This is a genomic window from Alteromonas sp. PRIM-21, from assembly GCF_027563165.1.
GTDB lineage: Bacteria > Pseudomonadota > Gammaproteobacteria > Enterobacterales > Alteromonadaceae > Alteromonas > Alteromonas macleodii_A.
Genome location: NZ_JADOEK010000001.1, coordinates 970,603 through 986,358, shown reverse-complemented (window position 1 = coordinate 986,358; position 15,756 = coordinate 970,603). Strand labels below are relative to the sequence as shown.

17 protein-coding genes are annotated in these 15,756 nt (G+C 43.8%); 12 read left to right on the top strand and 5 right to left on the bottom strand.

The genetic code is table 11. The features are described from left to right. Positions 1–46 precede the first annotated feature (46 nt). From lipB to IW644_RS04205, 4 genes are all read left to right on the top strand, one after another. The gene (lipB, locus tag IW644_RS04220; protein WP_442864425.1) at positions 47–631 is read left to right on the top strand and encodes a lipoyl(octanoyl) transferase LipB; all 585 of its coding nucleotides are present in this window, start codon (positions 47–49) and stop codon (positions 629–631) included. After that, positions 624–1,586 (top strand): lipoyl synthase, encoded by a 963-nt coding sequence (gene lipA / locus IW644_RS04215; protein WP_269916518.1) that lies wholly within the window; start codon positions 624–626, stop codon positions 1,584–1,586. The genes lipB and lipA overlap by 8 nt, the downstream gene beginning before the upstream one ends. 139 nt (positions 1,587–1,725) lie before the next feature. Further along, positions 1,726–2,733, top strand: coding sequence for an asparaginase (ansA, locus tag IW644_RS04210; protein WP_179983311.1), 1,008 nt, complete (start codon positions 1,726–1,728; stop codon positions 2,731–2,733). A gap of 107 nt (positions 2,734–2,840) precedes the next feature. Then, positions 2,841–3,680: a DUF2797 domain-containing protein gene (locus tag IW644_RS04205; RefSeq protein ID WP_269916517.1), complete on the top strand. Its 840-nt coding sequence runs from the start codon at positions 2,841–2,843 to the stop codon at positions 3,678–3,680. 118 nt (positions 3,681–3,798) lie between these two features. Here IW644_RS04205 and IW644_RS04200 read toward each other — a convergent pair whose 3' ends face one another. Next, the gene (locus IW644_RS04200) at positions 3,799–4,350 is read right to left on the bottom strand and encodes an NAD(P)H nitroreductase (protein WP_179983309.1); all 552 of its coding nucleotides are present in this window, start codon (positions 4,348–4,350) and stop codon (positions 3,799–3,801) included. Between the two features lie 197 nt (positions 4,351–4,547). Then, on the bottom strand, positions 4,548–5,159 hold the full coding sequence (locus tag IW644_RS04195) for an HvfX family Cu-binding RiPP maturation protein (protein ID WP_269916516.1): 612 nt from the start codon (positions 5,157–5,159) through the stop codon (positions 4,548–4,550). Between the two features lie 44 nt (positions 5,160–5,203). Here IW644_RS04195 and IW644_RS04190 point away from each other — a divergent pair, with 44 nt between their 5' ends. From IW644_RS04190 to IW644_RS04180, 3 genes are all read left to right on the top strand, one after another. Continuing rightward, positions 5,204–5,389 carry a hypothetical protein gene (locus IW644_RS04190; protein WP_269916515.1) on the top strand — a complete coding sequence of 62 codons (186 nt, stop codon included), beginning with the start codon at positions 5,204–5,206 and terminating at the stop codon, positions 5,387–5,389. Positions 5,390–5,584: 195 nt separating this feature from the next. Further along, positions 5,585–7,450, top strand: a complete 1,866-nt coding sequence (gene sppA, locus IW644_RS04185; RefSeq protein WP_269916514.1) for a signal peptide peptidase SppA — start codon at positions 5,585–5,587, stop codon at positions 7,448–7,450. 66 nt (positions 7,451–7,516) lie between these two features. After that, positions 7,517–8,008: a SprT family zinc-dependent metalloprotease gene (locus IW644_RS04180; RefSeq protein ID WP_333473839.1), complete on the top strand. Its 492-nt coding sequence runs from the start codon at positions 7,517–7,519 to the stop codon at positions 8,006–8,008. A 123-nt stretch (positions 8,009–8,131) separates the two neighbouring features. Here IW644_RS04180 and yfbV read toward each other — a convergent pair whose 3' ends face one another. After that, entirely contained in the window at positions 8,132–8,581 is a 450-nt protein-coding gene (gene yfbV, locus IW644_RS04175) for a terminus macrodomain insulation protein YfbV (RefSeq protein ID WP_269916513.1), read from the bottom strand. A 585-nt stretch (positions 8,582–9,166) separates the two neighbouring features. Between yfbV and trxB the strand changes: the two genes are divergently transcribed. The 4 genes from trxB to infA all read left to right on the top strand — a co-directional run bounded on the left by trxB (position 9,167) and on the right by infA (position 11,943). Next, positions 9,167–10,132 carry a thioredoxin-disulfide reductase gene (trxB, locus tag IW644_RS04170; RefSeq protein WP_118495102.1) on the top strand — a complete coding sequence of 322 codons (966 nt, stop codon included), beginning with the start codon at positions 9,167–9,169 and terminating at the stop codon, positions 10,130–10,132. Between the two features lie 51 nt (positions 10,133–10,183). Then, entirely contained in the window at positions 10,184–10,930 is a 747-nt protein-coding gene (aat, locus tag IW644_RS04165; protein WP_269916512.1) for a leucyl/phenylalanyl-tRNA--protein transferase, read from the top strand. Beyond that, complete coding sequence (locus IW644_RS04160) at positions 10,927–11,649, top strand: arginyltransferase (protein WP_179983303.1); 723 nt, start codon at positions 10,927–10,929, stop codon at positions 11,647–11,649. The genes aat and IW644_RS04160 overlap by 4 nt, the downstream gene beginning before the upstream one ends. Positions 11,650–11,724: 75 nt before the next feature. Beyond that, positions 11,725–11,943 (top strand): translation initiation factor IF-1, encoded by a 219-nt coding sequence (infA, locus tag IW644_RS04155; protein WP_008844395.1) that lies wholly within the window; start codon positions 11,725–11,727, stop codon positions 11,941–11,943. 162 nt (positions 11,944–12,105) lie between these two features. Here infA and clpA read toward each other — a convergent pair whose 3' ends face one another. Both clpA and clpS read right to left on the bottom strand, forming a co-directional pair. Further along, positions 12,106–14,382, bottom strand: a complete 2,277-nt coding sequence (gene clpA, locus IW644_RS04150) for an ATP-dependent Clp protease ATP-binding subunit ClpA (protein WP_269916511.1) — start codon at positions 14,380–14,382, stop codon at positions 12,106–12,108. A gap of 24 nt (positions 14,383–14,406) precedes the next feature. Next, the gene (clpS, locus tag IW644_RS04145) at positions 14,407–14,727 is read right to left on the bottom strand and encodes an ATP-dependent Clp protease adapter ClpS (protein ID WP_118495106.1); all 321 of its coding nucleotides are present in this window, start codon (positions 14,725–14,727) and stop codon (positions 14,407–14,409) included. Positions 14,728–14,972: 245 nt separating this feature from the next. On the opposite strand from clpS, the gene cspD reads away from it, so the two are divergent. Next, on the top strand, positions 14,973–15,191 hold the full coding sequence (gene cspD, locus IW644_RS04140; protein ID WP_014949330.1) for a cold shock domain-containing protein CspD: 219 nt from the start codon (positions 14,973–14,975) through the stop codon (positions 15,189–15,191). Positions 15,192–15,756 lie beyond the last annotated feature (565 nt).

The following is a 15,756-nucleotide window of genomic DNA, read 5'->3' as shown; positions in this document are numbered from 1 at the left end:
TGTACGTCAACTAGGTCGTCAGCCTTATGCGCCAATCTTTGAAGCGATGAAACGCTTTACTGATGAGCGCGACCAGAATACAACTGATGAAATATGGCTTGTGGAACACGATGCGGTATTTACTCAAGGGCAAGCGGGTAAAGCTGAGCACATACTGATGCCTGGCGATATACCCGTGGTTCAGGTAGACCGTGGCGGTCAAGTTACCTACCATGGTCCAGGCCAGCAAGTCATTTATTTGATGCTTAACATAAAGCGCCGCAAGCTAGGCGTACGCCATTTAGTCACTGCAATGGAAGAAGCAGTGGTCGGACTACTTGCTAAGTATGACGTTAGGGCTTATCCAAAGCCCGACGCGCCTGGGGTATACGTCGACGAGAAGAAAGTCTGTTCGCTAGGTTTAAGAATACGTAATGGCTGCTCGTTTCACGGTTTGGCTTTAAATGTTAATATGGACCTATCACCGTTTCAGCGTATCAACCCATGTGGTTACGCCGGTATGGAAATGATCGATACCGCGCGCCTTAATGGTCCAACGACACTTGAAACCGCTGGTAAGGAATTAACGCACCTGTTGCTAGAAGCGCTTTCCCTTGCACAGCCAACATATAAAGAAGGTTTTGATGAGTAACGCACGACCTCAAGCGGGGGTAAAACTTCGCGATGATGAAAAAGTAAAACACATACCCGTCACCATTATTCCTACAGAAAAGGAAGAAATGCTGCGCAAGCCTGAGTGGATCAAAATCAAACTTCCTCGCACTACCGAGAAAATTGACCACATCAAGAAAACCCTGCGCAAAAACAATCTTCACTCTGTGTGTGAAGAAGCAAGCTGCCCTAACCTAGCAGAGTGTTTCAATCACGGTACCGCCACCTTCATGATTTTAGGTGATATTTGTACCCGTCGATGCCCTTTCTGCGACGTAGCCCATGGTAAGCCGCTTCCGCCTAGTGCAGAAGAGCCTGAAAAACTCGCCAAGACCATCGCTGAAATGAACCTGCGTTATGTGGTGATCACTTCGGTTGACCGCGATGACCTTCGCGATGGCGGAGCTCAACATTTCGTAGACTGCATTAACGCAATTCGCGAACACAGCCCTTCGACAACCATTGAAGTGTTAGTCCCTGATTTCCGTGGACGTATGGACCGTGCGCTTGAGATTTTCAAAAACGGCGTACCCGACGTATTTAACCACAACCTTGAAACCATTCCGCGCTTATACCGCGAGTGTCGTCCAGGTGCAAACTATCAGTGGTCACTGGACTTACTTAAAAAGTTCAAAGCACAGCACCCTGAAGTTATGACTAAGTCAGGGCTTATGATGGGAATGGGTGAAGAAAACGAAGAGATTCAAGGTGTACTTGATGACTTACGTGCTCACGATGTAGATATGCTTACTTTAGGTCAATACCTTCAGCCAAGCCGTCACCACTACCCGGTTAAACGTTATGTTCACCCGAAAGAGTTCGATGCTCTAGGTGACTATGCTAAAGAGATTGGCTTCACCCATGCAGCATGCGGCCCTATGGTTCGCTCTAGCTACCACGCCGACCAACAGGCAGCGGGCAAGGAAGTGAAATAAAAAATGTGACATAAAGCGGTGGTCTTCACCGCTTTTTTTTGCCCCTATTTCTGGGTGACAAACCCACAGGTATTGTTAGAATGCCCTCAAAATACGCAGTCCCTTTTTTTCAAGGGCTTTGAAGGGTAAGAGCATTTGCATGCGCAAACATATTTATATCGCCTATACGGGCGGAACAATTGGTATGAAGCCATCTAAACAAGGCTACGTTCCAGCCGCCGGCTTCCTGTCAGATACGCTTAAAAATATGCCTGAGTTTCATCGTTCGGAGATGCCCCTTTTTACGCTCCATGAATACGACAATCTCATAGATTCTTCAGATATGGATCCCACGGATTGGCAGCGTATCGCCGATGATATCGCCAATAACTACGACAAGTATGACGGCTTCATTATATTGCATGGCACTGACACAATGGCTTACACCGCCTCAGCGCTAAGCTTTATGTTAGAGGACTTGTCTAAGCCAGTAATAGTGACTGGGTCACAAATCCCTCTAGCTGAGCTTCGTTCTGACGGCCAAGTTAACCTACTCAATGCGTTATTTGTAGCCGCGAACTTTCCTATCGCTGAGGTCGGGCTTTTCTTTAATAACCGACTTTTACGTGGTAACCGAAGCCGTAAAGTGGATGCAGACGGATTTAGCGCATTCGACTCGCCTAACTTCCCTCCTCTATTGGAGGCTGGCATTAATATCCGCCTTAAGGCAGGAGAACTCGCAAAAGCGCCCACAAACAACTTAACCGTATCTAACGTGTCAGCACAGCCTATCGGCATGGTGAGTTTATACCCAGGCATAGCACCAGAGGTAATTAAAAACACCCTGCAGCAGCCTGTAAATGCGCTAATCTTACTTAGCTACGGCGTGGGGAATGCCCCCCAGAACCCTGAGCTTATTGCACAGCTTAAATACGCTAAATCTCGTGAGATACCGGTTTTAAATTGCACCCAATGTATGCGAGGTCGCGTGAATATGGGGGGTTATGCAACAGGACACGGTTTGCAGGAAGTGGGCGTCTTGTCAGGTAGTGATATGACCCCTGAAGCCGCTCTTGCCAAACTGCACTATTTATTAAGTAAAGGGCTTCCTTTTGAAGATGTCTGTAAGTTGCTAACGCAAAATCTGCGTGGCGAATTAAGCGACTAAGCTTACATAAAAGGTTAACGCTGAAGGCACTATTTAAAACGTAGCTTTATTTAAAACGTAGCGATAGTGCCAAGTAAGAAAGATTTCAAAGAATGAAGGTTTAAAAAGTGACAACAAACTATTCAGGTATGCTGAAAAAGATGCGTACCTCTGCTGACGAAAATAACAAGGTTAACTATACACTGCCTATTGGCGATGCATTACTGGATATCAACGAACTTATCGGTAAAGAGGTGTCCGTTACTTTTTCTGGTGAGATTAACTGTGTTCATTGTAATCGTAAAACTAAGAAAAGTTTTAACCAAGGGTATTGCTACCCCTGCCTAATTTCACTTGCTCAATGCGACAGTTGTATTATTAAACCAGAAAAGTGCCACTACCACGAAGGTACGTGTAGAGAACCTCAATGGGGCGAAGAACATTGCTTTAGCGAACACTTTGTTTACTTAGCAAATACAGGTACCGTAAAAGTAGGTATTACCCGTCAAGTCACAGATGGCGTATCTACACGCTGGATGGACCAAGGTGCAACCCAGGCTACTGTTATGTTGCGCGTGCCTGACAGGCTGACAAGTGGCCTAGTTGAAACCTTATGCAAAGACCATATTGCCGACAAAACTAATTGGCGCACTATGCTTAAAGGAAAGCCCGATGAGGTCGACTTAGAGCAGGTTAAATCAGAGCTGATGAGCAAAATTGAAAATGATTTAGAGGCGCTAAAACAAGAGAAAGGGCTTCAAGCCGTTTCAGAAGTGTCTACGCCGATACACGACATTCACTATCCTGTAGAAGAATACCCAGTTAAGATAAAATCTTTAAATCTTGATAAGGACCCGTCGTTTAGCGGCGTGTTACAGGGGGTTAAAGGTCAGTATTGGATGCTAGACGGTGACCGCGTTATCAATATAAGAAAGTTCGCGGGCTACAACGTAGATCTATCGTTTTAGAACGTCTGTCAAATCTGTTGTTAGGTCTGTTGTTGGGGATTAGCAACAACAGACCCGTATTGACAACAGCTCGCTATGGATACCGTTTACTGTAATGCCTTAGCGAGAAAACCAACACTTACTGCCAATATTCAAAGTAGTCATCACTATTTCTTTGCGGCTTAGGTGCGGGTTCAAACGCCGGCGTTCCTAGATATAAGAAACCCACTAGTTCATCTTCTTCGCTTAAACCTAACCCGTTTCTCACTGTTTCACAGTGCGCATAGCCACCAGTACGCCACATTCCATTAAATCCCTGTGCAACTGCAGCCATTTGCATGGCCATAACACCACAGCTTGCAGAAGCAATTTGCTCAACACGGGGCACTTTTTCGTGTTCTTTGTGTTTTGCAATAGCAACAATTATCATAGGCGCGCGCTTCGGGAGTTGCACTGCACGCTCAATTTCCTTTTGCGTCTTTTCATTTTTTATCGCTGACTGCTCATAAAGGGCACCCAGTTTATCTAGGCCCTTACCTGTACATACAATGAAACGCCACGGCGTTAAGCACGCGTGATCTGGCGCTCGAAGGGCTGCCTGCATGATATTTTCCAAGGCATCACCACTTGGCGCAGGTGCTTCCAGCCGAGGCTGAGAACTTCTATTAAGTAATAATGTTAATGCGTCCATTTACGTCCCTACTTTTCACTCATATGGTTGTTGGCTCATATGGTTGTTGGCCCATACGCTAGCGCGTAATTAAAATGGCATGACTGAGTTAAAAACCATACCTGTACTGTATGGTAGATCCTACGGCTGATAAACAAAAAAGACCAGAAAATTCCGGCCCTTTAACGTGAATGTCTTGAGGGTAAATAACCGTAAAACTAATCCATTTTGCGGCTAAACATTTTTCCTAAATAGTAGTCCACACTGAAAAAACGACCGCCACCATAAATGAACAATACTAACAACATAACGAAATAGGTGGCCGCGAACTCGATACCGTTATTGAGTACAACAAAGTTGCCGCTTGAGGTTAGCCAGTCATAGCGACCGTGCTCTTGTAGCAACGACTTAGCGGCCGACAGCTTTTCCGGTGCAGCCATAATGCTCTCGTTCAATAAAATAGTACCATCTGCTAACCAAGACGAAGCGTCCGCTATGGCTAGCCATCCATTTTCCGCATGCACGCTTACCATGGCGACGACCATTGTTATCATAAGAGGTATACTAACCAATCGCGTTAAAGCGCCAAACAACAACAAAATACCACCTACTAGCTCAGCCGCTGTAGCCAGAAATGCCATGACCAGTGGCATAGGTAATCCAAGGCCGTAATCGTCGTTTCCAAACCAATCGACTATACTGTCGAAACTAGATGCTTTGTTCCATCCTGCTTGTATCATCACAGGGGCTAAATATAGGCGCAATAGAAGTAATGGGATACCGTCGGCTAATTGAAGCCGTGTAACAAATTGTTGATAGAGGTGTGTCATTGTTTTACCTATCCGGTGTGCTTAGAAAATAAGAACGGCGCTTTATGCAAAAAATTTCACCTCACAAAAATAAGCCATCTCCCTTCTCTCGAATAATGCGAAAAGGCCAAGAAAAAACAAACTATAAAGCGCGTAATGGCAAGCTTCTCATGCTAATGAGCGAAGAAGATCATGCGCGCATAGCTAAGTTAATTAGTAAATGGCTAGCACAGGATGAAACAAACCCGTGACCTACACTCACCAGCGCTGTTTCTAATCTAAATTTCTTCGTTGCCGGCACACAGACCAAAAGCGCTTACAAAAAATTACAATTAAGTTAGCGATCTTACTCGATTTAGGTAACATAATAGGATGCAGTACATTGGGCTTGATACACCTGTTTCATCTTGCTCTGATTAGTTAATTCAAAAAAGGTAGTGATAAAAATGGCAGCCAAAGGAAATTGGACTAAATCCTTGTTTATTGGCTTGTGGACGGTGCTTAACTTTACCCGCAAACTTTTCTTTAATGTGATATTCATTGTTATTTTTGTTGGGTTGATTGTCGCCATTGCCGGTCAGGGCGATGAGCCGTTATCAGTAAATAAAGATAGCGCGTTGTTTCTTACCTTGAACGGTAAGCTCGTTATTGAAAAGGAAAGTATCGATCCATTTGAACAGTTTTTGCAGGAATCGCTTGGTAGCGAGCCCGAAAACCCGGAAGTACTCGTTCGCGATGTTATGAAGGTTTTAGAGAATGCCAAGAAAGACCGACGCATAAAAGCCCTAGTTCTTGACCTTCATGGGTTAACCGGAGGCGGTTTAGATAAACTGCGCACTGTCGCGAACGCTATCGATGCATTTAAAGAATCAGGAAAACCCGTTTACGCCATTGGCGATTACTTCTCGCAAGACCAATACTACTTGGCAGCCCACGCAGACAACATCTACCTAAACCCAATGGGTGGATTAATGTTTGAAGGTTACGGGCGCTACGGCATGTACTTCAAAGACATGTTGGAAAAGCTGAAAGTAACAACCCATATCTTCCGTGTAGGAACGTATAAATCTGCCGTTGAGCCGATTATGCGAAATGATATGTCTGAGGAAGCTAAAGAAGCTGAAAAGCAATGGTTAGACGGCTATTGGGCACAGTATAAAGCTGACGTTGCAGCCGCTCGCGGTATTGATGAAGCAAATTTCGATGAAACACTTCAAGGCCTATTAGAAAAATTTGAAGCGGCCGGTGGTGACTTCGCCCAGTATGCGCTTGACAACAACTGGGTTGATGCGTTGAAAACTCGCGAGGAAGTAAGGCTAGAATTAACCGAATTAGTGGGCGAAGGTGATAACGAGCAGGGTGTAAACCTCACTACGTTTAAATCCTATCTGAAAGTGGTTAACCCACCTATGCCTGTCATTGAGTCAGACATGGATAAAGTGGCTATCGTCGTTGCTAAAGGCACTATCTTAGATGGTAATCAAAAAGCTGGCACTATAGGCGGAGACAGTACCGCTCGTCTATTGAGAAAAGCGCGCTTAGATGACAATGTTAAAGCGGTTGTCCTTCAAATAGACTCACCCGGTGGCAGTGCGTTTGCCTCTGAAATCATTCGCCAGGAAGTACTACAGCTTCAACAAGCAGGTAAGCCTGTTATTGCGTCTATGAGCACTTACGCAGCATCTGGTGGTTACTGGATAGCGGCAAGCACCGACAAGATTATTGCAAGCCCAAGCACTATTACAGGCTCTATCGGCGTGTTCGGCATGTTCATGACATACGAAAACTCACTGGATTATTTGGGCATTCACAGTGACGGTGTGGGCTCAACAGAACTTGCTGGTTTTTCTACTGTACGCCCTCTTGCACCAGAATTTGGTCAAATTCTTCAGCGTAACGTTGAAAATACATACGGTAACTTCTTATCGCTAGTGTCTAACGCTCGTGGCATGTCGATTGAAGAAGTGGATAGCGTTGCACAAGGTCGCGTATGGATTGGTGAAGATGCAATTGAGCTAGGTCTAGTTGACCAGTTAGGTACACTTGATGACGCTGTCGCTGCCGCCGCAGAGATTGCAGAACTTGAGAACTATGACACCTTCTATGTACAGCGCACATTAACCGCACAGGAAATTTTCTGGAAAGAGTTTTTCGGTCAAGCCATGACGTTCGTAGGAAAGTGGCAGTTTGCTCACGCCGACTCGTCACTCGTTAACGAGTTTAAGCGCGTACTTAAAGAGTTTAGTTTAGTTAATAAGCTGAACGACCCTAAAGGAACCTACGTGCTTTGTTTACCTTGTGATGTCGAGTAGCTAACAATAAATACAGTTAACATTAGATACAGTTAACTATGCAAAGACATAGAGTGAGGCAGGAACATCGCTTCAAATGATTTAAGTAATGAACAGCGTCGCGTAATTACCGACGCTGTTTTTTATTGTTTTGAACAAGCCGAGGGGTACTTCAATCGTGAATTTGAACGCCCTACCATTACGTTTAGACGTTCAGGTAGAAATGCCGGCACGGCATTCTTGCAGCAAAACCGCCTGAACTTTCACCCTATTCTCTTCAAAGAAAATGTCGACGCCTTTATAAATGACGTGATACCCCATGAAGTAAGTCATTTACTGGTATGGACGTTATTTGGAAAGGTTCAACCTCATGGCAGAGAATGGCAATCGATTATGCATAGTGTTTTTAACCGTACACCTGCAGCCACCCATCAATTTGATGTAAAACGGGTGACAAAAACCTTCCAATACGTTTGCGACTGCGACACCTACGCGTTATCTACGCGCAGACACAACAATATTTTGAAAGGCGCACAGTATAAGTGTCGAAAATGTCAGGCATTGCTAAGAGCCGCATAAACAGCTACGAGCCACATAAATAGCTAAGAGCCGCCTAAACGCTTTCCATTTATAGGTAAAAGTTGGCCTAGTAGCTAGACTACTATTAGTGGGCTACGAGAGTTTTGAAACAACAGGTGACTTTTAATTAAACCAGTGTTTGGTAAATGCGTTATCGAGATCGTTAAAAGCCGTTTTGAGTAGCTGAGCCAGCTCCTTATATTTAGGCTTAGATTTAGCATTACTGATATTCACTCCCTGCGTACGCATTTTAGAATGAATTTCCTGATACCAGCTTTTTAGCTGTGGTGGAAGATACTGATCTGAGCGATGTCCTAACCATAGCAAACCCTGCATAGGTAAGCTCAAGAAAAAAGCACCTATCGTAATAGTTTGAGGAAGATAGTCTGTGCCTAAGTTTTGGTATAAAAGTGCACACGACACCATCGCAACCGGCGGCATAGTTTTAATAGCAAACTTGGTGGCTGCTACTACTCTGCATTCTGGGAAAAAAGCATACAGTTCTTTCCTCACAGGCCATGTCTTCATGTACTGCTGACCGTTTTTCAACATTGTCATTACTGATTGAGACATGGTTCACCTCTTCGTTCTCAGATAGGTATAGTTAAATTGTAAACTGCTTTTTATCTATTACAATTTAGTTGCGTAATTTTTACTCGTTTTCTTTTTTACTTTCAATGCAGCGCCTCCTATGAGGAACACGCGACACAAAACATTTTATCAAATAAGATAACGATTTGGGTAATTAAGTTTTGTCGAAGCCGCTGTAAAGCGCTTCTGCGCACCCACTGTGCTCTAGTTACGTTCTAGCTTACTTTTTAGATGCCTTCGGCGCATTAATTCAGCGGTCATGCTTAAAAGGTACTACAAAGTTAAAAGCATCGTAATAATTAAAAGGTATAAATTGAACCTATCTTTAAGTGACATTTTTAGCACTTGAAGGCATCATATAGCGCTTTAGCCTGAACATAGTCTTGTATGGCTTAGTTGTTACTTTTGTTAACACAACTAACTGACGACCTGCAGATAATGCGCTGGCAGATTACTATAATAAAAGTAACTGGGTATTGAGCTTGATTTACGAATTTTCGCCCCTACCTAGCTTTCTAAGAGAATTTTATAAGTAACCCATAACGGGTGAATTATTTGGAGAGGAAAATGGCAGAAAGCAGACACGTCCGTCTACTTATCTTAGGTTCAGGCCCTGCGGGTTATTCTGCGGCGGTTTACGCTGCACGTGCAAACCTTGAACCTGTATTGTTAACTGGTATTCAACAAGGCGGACAGCTTACTACCACCACTGAAGTAGAAAACTGGCCGGGCGATCCAGAAGGACTTACAGGGCCTGATCTCATGGTTCGTATGCAAAAGCATGCAGAAAAGTTTGATACCGAAATTATTTTCGATCATATCAACAAAACTGACTTTTCAAAGCGCCCTTTCACTCTTTATGGTGACAGCGGTACGTATACCTGTGACGCATTAATTATTGCAACAGGTGCCTCTGCTAAATACCTAGGCCTAGAGTCAGAACAAGCCTTTATGGGTAAAGGTGTATCTGCCTGTGCAACCTGTGACGGTTTCTTCTACCGCAACCAAAAAGTAGCGGTTATCGGTGGTGGTAACACGGCTGTTGAAGAAGCACTTTACCTTTCGAACATTGCTTCAGAAGTACACGTTATTCATAGAAGAGACAGCTTTAGAAGCGAAAAAATTCTAGAGAAGCGTCTTCGCGAAAAAGCTGAGAATGGCAACGTGGTCCTTCACCTAAATCGTACCCTTGATGAAGTGCTTGGTGATGAGATGGGCGTAACCAAAGTTCGTATCAAAGATACCAACAGTGAGGCGACAGAAGAGATTGACGTAATGGGTCTTTTCGTGGCTATCGGCCACAAGCCAAACACTGATATCTTCGATGGCCAACTAGAAATGAAAGATGGCTATATCGTAGTGAATAGTGGAACTAACGGAAACGCAACTCAAACTAGCGTTGAAGGTGTATTTGCCGCGGGTGACGTAAGCGACCACATTTATCGTCAAGCTATTACATCAGCCGGAACTGGCTGTATGGCTGCGTTAGACGCAGAAAAGTACCTAGACGGTACCATGCCTGAGCAAGGTTAATACTCTATACCTAAGCCCTACAATTCTGTGGGGCTTTTTTCTGGCTGAATTATGATAGCGTTACACTACATAGAAGAAGGCGCTCCCTTCCCTTCTGTCGATACCGCATTGGAAGACCCCAACGGCCTGTTAGCGTTTGGTGGCGATCTCAGCCCAGCCCGTTTATTTTCAGCTTATTCGCAAGGAATATTCCCTTGGTTTAGCGACGACGAACCTTTGTTGTGGTGGTCACCTGACCCAAGAGCCATTATCGAACTCGACAACTTTGTTGCTTCGAAAAGTCTTAAGAAGCTCGCTCGTAAGAAAAAGTATCAAGTAACCTTAAATCATGCGTTCGACCGTGTGATAGAAGCTTGTTCATCAACACCTCGTAAGAACCCTAATACGGGTGAATTGAACAGCGAAACCTGGATTACCGACGACATGATTGGCGCCTATCGACAGCTTAATGGTTTGGGTTTAGCGCACTCGGTAGAAGTATGGAATGGAGATTCGCTAGTTGGTGGGCTATATGGCGTGGGCATTGGGAAAGTTTATTGCGGCGAGTCTATGTTCCATATTGAAAGCAATACATCTAAGCTTGCCATGTTGGCCCTGGTCGAACATATGAAATCTCAAAATATGGCGTTCATCGATTGCCAGCTTCCCACTGATCACTTGTCATCACTGGGCGCTACCGTGTTGCCTCGCGAAAACTTTATTGAAAAACTGGAAAATAGCAACCACACTTTAACTGAAGACGGTAGGCTGTCTGAAGACTACCTTAATCGTTGGAAGCCAAGAGTGATTACTCCGTGAAGTTTGGTATAACGCAATCATTTTCATGTAGCTATTTGCCTGATGAGCAAGAGCAGTTGTTAGTTTACGCCGAAAATAATGATTTTCAGGCGTGGCGATATTCGCAATTAATACAAGCGGGCTTTCGTAGAAGCGGCGAGCAAATTTATCGCCCCCACTGCCCTGCCTGCCACGCGTGTAAATCTGTGCGAATACCGGTTCACGATTTCGCACCTTCTCGTAGTCAGAAGCGACTACTTAAAAATAATAAAGGGTTTAGTGTAAAACTCGTTGATAAAACCAAATCGACTTACTACCCCCTATATGAGCGCTATATTACAGAGCGCCATGCAGATGGGAGTATGTACCCACCATCTAAAACACAGTTTGATAATTTCGTATTGTGTGAGTGGATGACAACCCATTATTTAGAGGCCTATGATGGCGACAAGCTTATTGCTGTAGCCGTCACTGATATCGTCGATGCCAACGAGCACATGGGGGCGCTTTCTGCGCTTTATACGTTTTTTGACCCCGACTATAGTTCAGCCTCTTTGGGCACCTGGATGATATTGATGCAAATTGAGCAAGCGAAGGATTTAGGCCATCGATATGTCTATCTGGGGTACTACGTAGATGGCTGTAAAAAAATGTCTTACAAACATAAATTTTTGCCATTTGAGCAGTTTAGTGACAATGAATGGCATCTATTTAGCAAAAATAGTAAAATAGACACTTAATTGCTTTACACCGAACCCAAGATTGGGTAAGGTCTGCGCGGCAAAAATTTTGAATTACTGAGGTAACTGCTTTACATGGCAAAAGAAGATTGTATTGAAATGGAAGGTACTGTGTTGGACACACTACCTAACACTATGTTCCGCGTTGAACTAGAAAACGGTCACGTAGTGACTGCACACATCTCTGGTAAAATGCGTAAGAACTATATCCGTATTCTTACTGGCGATAAGGTCACTGTTGAGATGACTCCTTATGATTTGACCAAAGGTCGTATCATTTATCGCGCAAGATAATGAGCCATTTAAGCGGTAACGCATAAAAAAAGCCCGATTAATATCGGGCTTTTTCGTATCTAGTGGTTACAGTGTCAAAAAGAAACTGTAGCGCTAAGTAAACAACGTCAGTTGTATTGCCTAACGCTACGCTAGGTCACTGCTCAGTATTAATGTGATGTTCTAGCTTGGTTCTGCTTCTTCAGACTTAGCATCAACGCCTGAGTATTCGAAGGTAAGCTTGTCTTCAACACAATCTACTTTCACATTTCCGCCTTTAGATAGTTCGCCGAATAACAATTCATTCGCCAGCTCTTTCTTAAGGTCGTCTTTAATAACCCGAGCCATAGGACGTGCGCCCATCGCTTTGTCATAGCCCTTCTCGGCCATGTAAGCCCGTGCAGCACTGGTTACCTCTAGCGACACACCTTTAACGTCAAGCTGTGCCTGAAGCTCGATAATGAATTTATCAACCACTTGTAGAATAATCTCTGGATCAAGGTGATTAAACCAAATAATCCCATCGAGACGGTTTCTAAACTCAGGGGTAAACACCTTGTTTATTTCAGACATGGCATCGTGGCTGTGGTCTTGCTGTTTAAAGCCGATAGACTTACGCACCGTTTCCTGCACACCTGCGTTAGTAGTCATTACCAACACAACATTTCTGAAGTCTACTTTACGGCCGTTGTTATCAGTCAACGTACCGTGATCCATGACTTGAAGAAGGATGTTGTATATATCGCTATGCGCTTTCTCAATCTCATCTAAAAGCACAACTGAGTACGGATTCTTTATTACCGCGTCTGTTAACAAACCACCTTGGTCAAAACCTACGTAGCCTGGAGGAGCACCAATAAGACGACTAACGGCATGGCGTTCCATGTACTCAGACATGTCAAAACGCACTAGCTCTACGCCCATGGTTTTCGCCAATTGTTGTGTTACCTCTGTTTTACCCACCCCGGTAGGGCCAGCAAACAAGAAACTACCAATAGGTTTTGCTTCATTGCCTAAACCTGAGCGCGATAACAAAATAGCGTCATTTAGCGTCTCTATGGCTTTATCCTGACCGAACACAACCATCTTAAGGTTACGACCTAGGTTCTTAAGAACTTCTTTGTCAGAAGCCGATACAGATTTCTCAGGAATACGCGCCATTTTTGCAATAATTTGCTCAATATCGCCTACATTAATTGTCTTCTTGCGTTTTGACGGTGGCAACAGACGCTGGCTCGCGCCGGCTTCGTCCATAACATCAATAGCTTTATCTGGAAGATGACGCTCATTAATGTACTTAGCTGACAGTTCAGCGGCCGCTTGAATCGCCTTTTGTGTAAAGCGCACATTGTGGTGCTCTTCATAGCGACTCTTAAGCCCAAGTAGTATTTTGGTAGTATCGCTCACACTTGGCTCTGTCACATCTACTTTTTGGAAACGACGAGCAAGGGCGCGATCTTTTTCAAAAATACCCTGGTACTCTTGATAAGTAGTCGAACCAATGCAGCGAAGTTCACCGCTAGATAGTTTAGGTTTAAGTAAGTTAGACGCGTCCATTACGCCACCTGAAGCCGCGCCGGCACCAATGATGGTATGTATTTCGTCAATGAACAAAATTGCGTGTTTGTCTTTGCCAAGCTCTTTCAAAATCGCTTTTAAACGTTTTTCAAAGTCACCACGATATTTGGTGCCAGCTAGCAGCCCGCCCAAATCAAGTGAATACACTGTACTTTCTGCGATAACTTCAGGCACGTCTTCGTTTACAATCCTATAAGCTAGGCCTTCCGCAATTGCAGTTTTACCTACACCTGCCTCACCCACAAGCAACGGATTGTTTTTGCGGCGACGACACAGAATTTGAATTGTGCGTTCTACTTCTGAATCGCGGCCGATGAGCGGGTCAATTTTGCCATCTTTAGCGTGACGATTTAAATCAGTAGCATACTTGCTTAATGCAGAACCGCCCTCTTCACCTGATTCACCTTCTTCAGCTGCTTCTGGGTTAACGGGCTCATCGTCGTCCGCCTTACTAACGCCGTGACTAATAAAATTCACAACGTCTAAGCGAGTAACATCAGATTTTTTAAGAATATAAACGGCTTGCGATTCTTGTTCGCTGAAAATAGCAACTAGTACATTGGCGCCGGTTACTTCGTCTTTACCTGACGACTGCACGTGAAATACCGCACGTTGTAGCACACGCTGGAAACCTAGTGTTGGCTGTGTTTCCCGTTCGTTTAACTGGTCATCTAAGATAAGTGGCGTGGTATCTTTAACAAACGATAGGAGTTCGCTTTTAATCGCCTCAATATCGGCACCACAAGCCTTAAGCGCATCGCGAGCAGCTGAGTTATCAAGCAATGCCAACAACAAGTGCTCAACCGTCATAAACTCGTGACGGTGCTCTCTGGCAAATACAAACGCATCGTTTAACGTTTGTTCTAATTCTTTATTTAACATATTGCTCGCCCTCTACAAAAAACCTTATGCTTGCTCCATCGTGCACATCAGCGGATGCTGATGCTTGCGTGCGTACTGATTAACCTGCATCACTTTTGTCTCTGCTATCTCAGCAGTAAAAATGCCACACACGGCTTTTCCTTGATAATGAACGGTCAGCATAAGTTGGTTGGCTTTCTCATCGTCCATATTGAAAAACTTTTTGAGTACCTCAATGACAAAATCCATCGGTGTATAGTCGTCATTGTTCAACAACACTTTATACATGGGAGGCGGCTGCGGCTTTTGTCGCTGCGCGTCTTTTTGTTTTTCCTTTTCGATACTAATAGCGTTGTCTTTACTCATAACTTAATAATAGTGGTATACCGGCACATATGTGTACAAACTTTTGTATAAATTTATTCACATTTGCCCTTGACATAATATGGTTAAAAAATCTACATTTTGTATAGTGGTTTTGAGTATTGCACGTTTGTCACTCTAAAGCAGTCACTTTAAAGTTTCTACAGTCAATACTCTTTCCACCGTGTCTCCGGATCTATAATGGGGGCAGATACTCGTGAGTTCAAGGATTAAGAGGAAGTCGAAGTATGGCGGTTGGCAAAGTTAAATGGTTTAACAACGCAAAGGGTTTTGGATTTATCGTGCCTGAGGATGGTGGTGAAGATATTTTCGCACATTACTCTACGATTCAAATGGAAGGCTATCGTTCGCTAAAAGCAGGTCAGGAAGTAACGTTCGAAGTTCAGCAGGGCCCTAAAGGTCTTCACGCTGAGAACATTGGCTTCAAAGAAGAACCAGAGCGTTAATAAAGAATTTAAAAAGCCTGACCTTTGCGTCGGGCTTTTGATTTTTTCGCTGTAAGTTTTTGCTACGTTAAAGTGATATGGGCGCTATTAGGTGTCAAGTGGTTTGTCGTCTTTAATTTTTCTAATGCAGTATTCTCAGACCTTTTGTTCCTAGAACCTACACCTCTCTTTTCTGTTTTATTATAAATTTTTAAGATTAACGATATGCCTAGAAGTAGTGTGTGCGAGTTAATGCTTAAAAATCGCTAACGTTGTCGTTTTTTGTTTAAGTGCTTTCATGTTTCTTTTTAATCGGCATCTCTTTCTCATTTCGCCGTTCAGCGTCTTTTTAATTTTACTGACTTAGCACTTCCTTATGCTGCTAATTTGGTATTTTCACTCTGCGCTTTGCTATACCGTACTTCTTGTACCCTACTTTTAATATCAGCCTTAACTTGTCAGCAGCATAAAAAAAGCCCCCTTAAATATATAAGCGGGCTTTCTAATGGTATTTAGATAACACTAACAGCTATCTAGGCAAGCTTACGCGGATGCAATAATACAGCCGCGTCTAAACGCTATGGTC

Coding starts and splice junctions, on each gene's coding strand:
- cspD (WP_014949330.1), top strand. CDS start 14,973: ATGGCGGTTGGCAAAGTTAAATGGTTTAACAACGCAAAGGGTTTTGGA.
- ansA (WP_179983311.1), top strand. CDS start 1,726: ATGCGCAAACATATTTATATCGCCTATACGGGCGGAACAATTGGTATG.
- lipA (WP_269916518.1), top strand. CDS start 624: ATGAGTAACGCACGACCTCAAGCGGGGGTAAAACTTCGCGATGATGAA.
- yfbV (WP_269916513.1), bottom strand. CDS start 8,581: ATGTCTCAATCAGTAATGACAATGTTGAAAAACGGTCAGCAGTACATG.
- trxB (WP_118495102.1), top strand. CDS start 9,167: ATGGCAGAAAGCAGACACGTCCGTCTACTTATCTTAGGTTCAGGCCCT.
- infA (WP_008844395.1), top strand. CDS start 11,725: ATGGCAAAAGAAGATTGTATTGAAATGGAAGGTACTGTGTTGGACACA.
- aat (WP_269916512.1), top strand. CDS start 10,184: ATGATAGCGTTACACTACATAGAAGAAGGCGCTCCCTTCCCTTCTGTC.
- IW644_RS04200 (WP_179983309.1), bottom strand. CDS start 4,350: ATGGACGCATTAACATTATTACTTAATAGAAGTTCTCAGCCTCGGCTG.
- IW644_RS04195 (WP_269916516.1), bottom strand. CDS start 5,159: ATGACACACCTCTATCAACAATTTGTTACACGGCTTCAATTAGCCGAC.
- sppA (WP_269916514.1), top strand. CDS start 5,585: ATGGCAGCCAAAGGAAATTGGACTAAATCCTTGTTTATTGGCTTGTGG.
- IW644_RS04190 (WP_269916515.1), top strand. CDS start 5,204: ATGCAAAAAATTTCACCTCACAAAAATAAGCCATCTCCCTTCTCTCGA.
- clpS (WP_118495106.1), bottom strand. CDS start 14,727: ATGAGTAAAGACAACGCTATTAGTATCGAAAAGGAAAAACAAAAAGAC.
- clpA (WP_269916511.1), bottom strand. CDS start 14,382: ATGTTAAATAAAGAATTAGAACAAACGTTAAACGATGCGTTTGTATTT.
- lipB (WP_442864425.1), top strand. CDS start 47: ATGAAACGCTTTACTGATGAGCGCGACCAGAATACAACTGATGAAATA.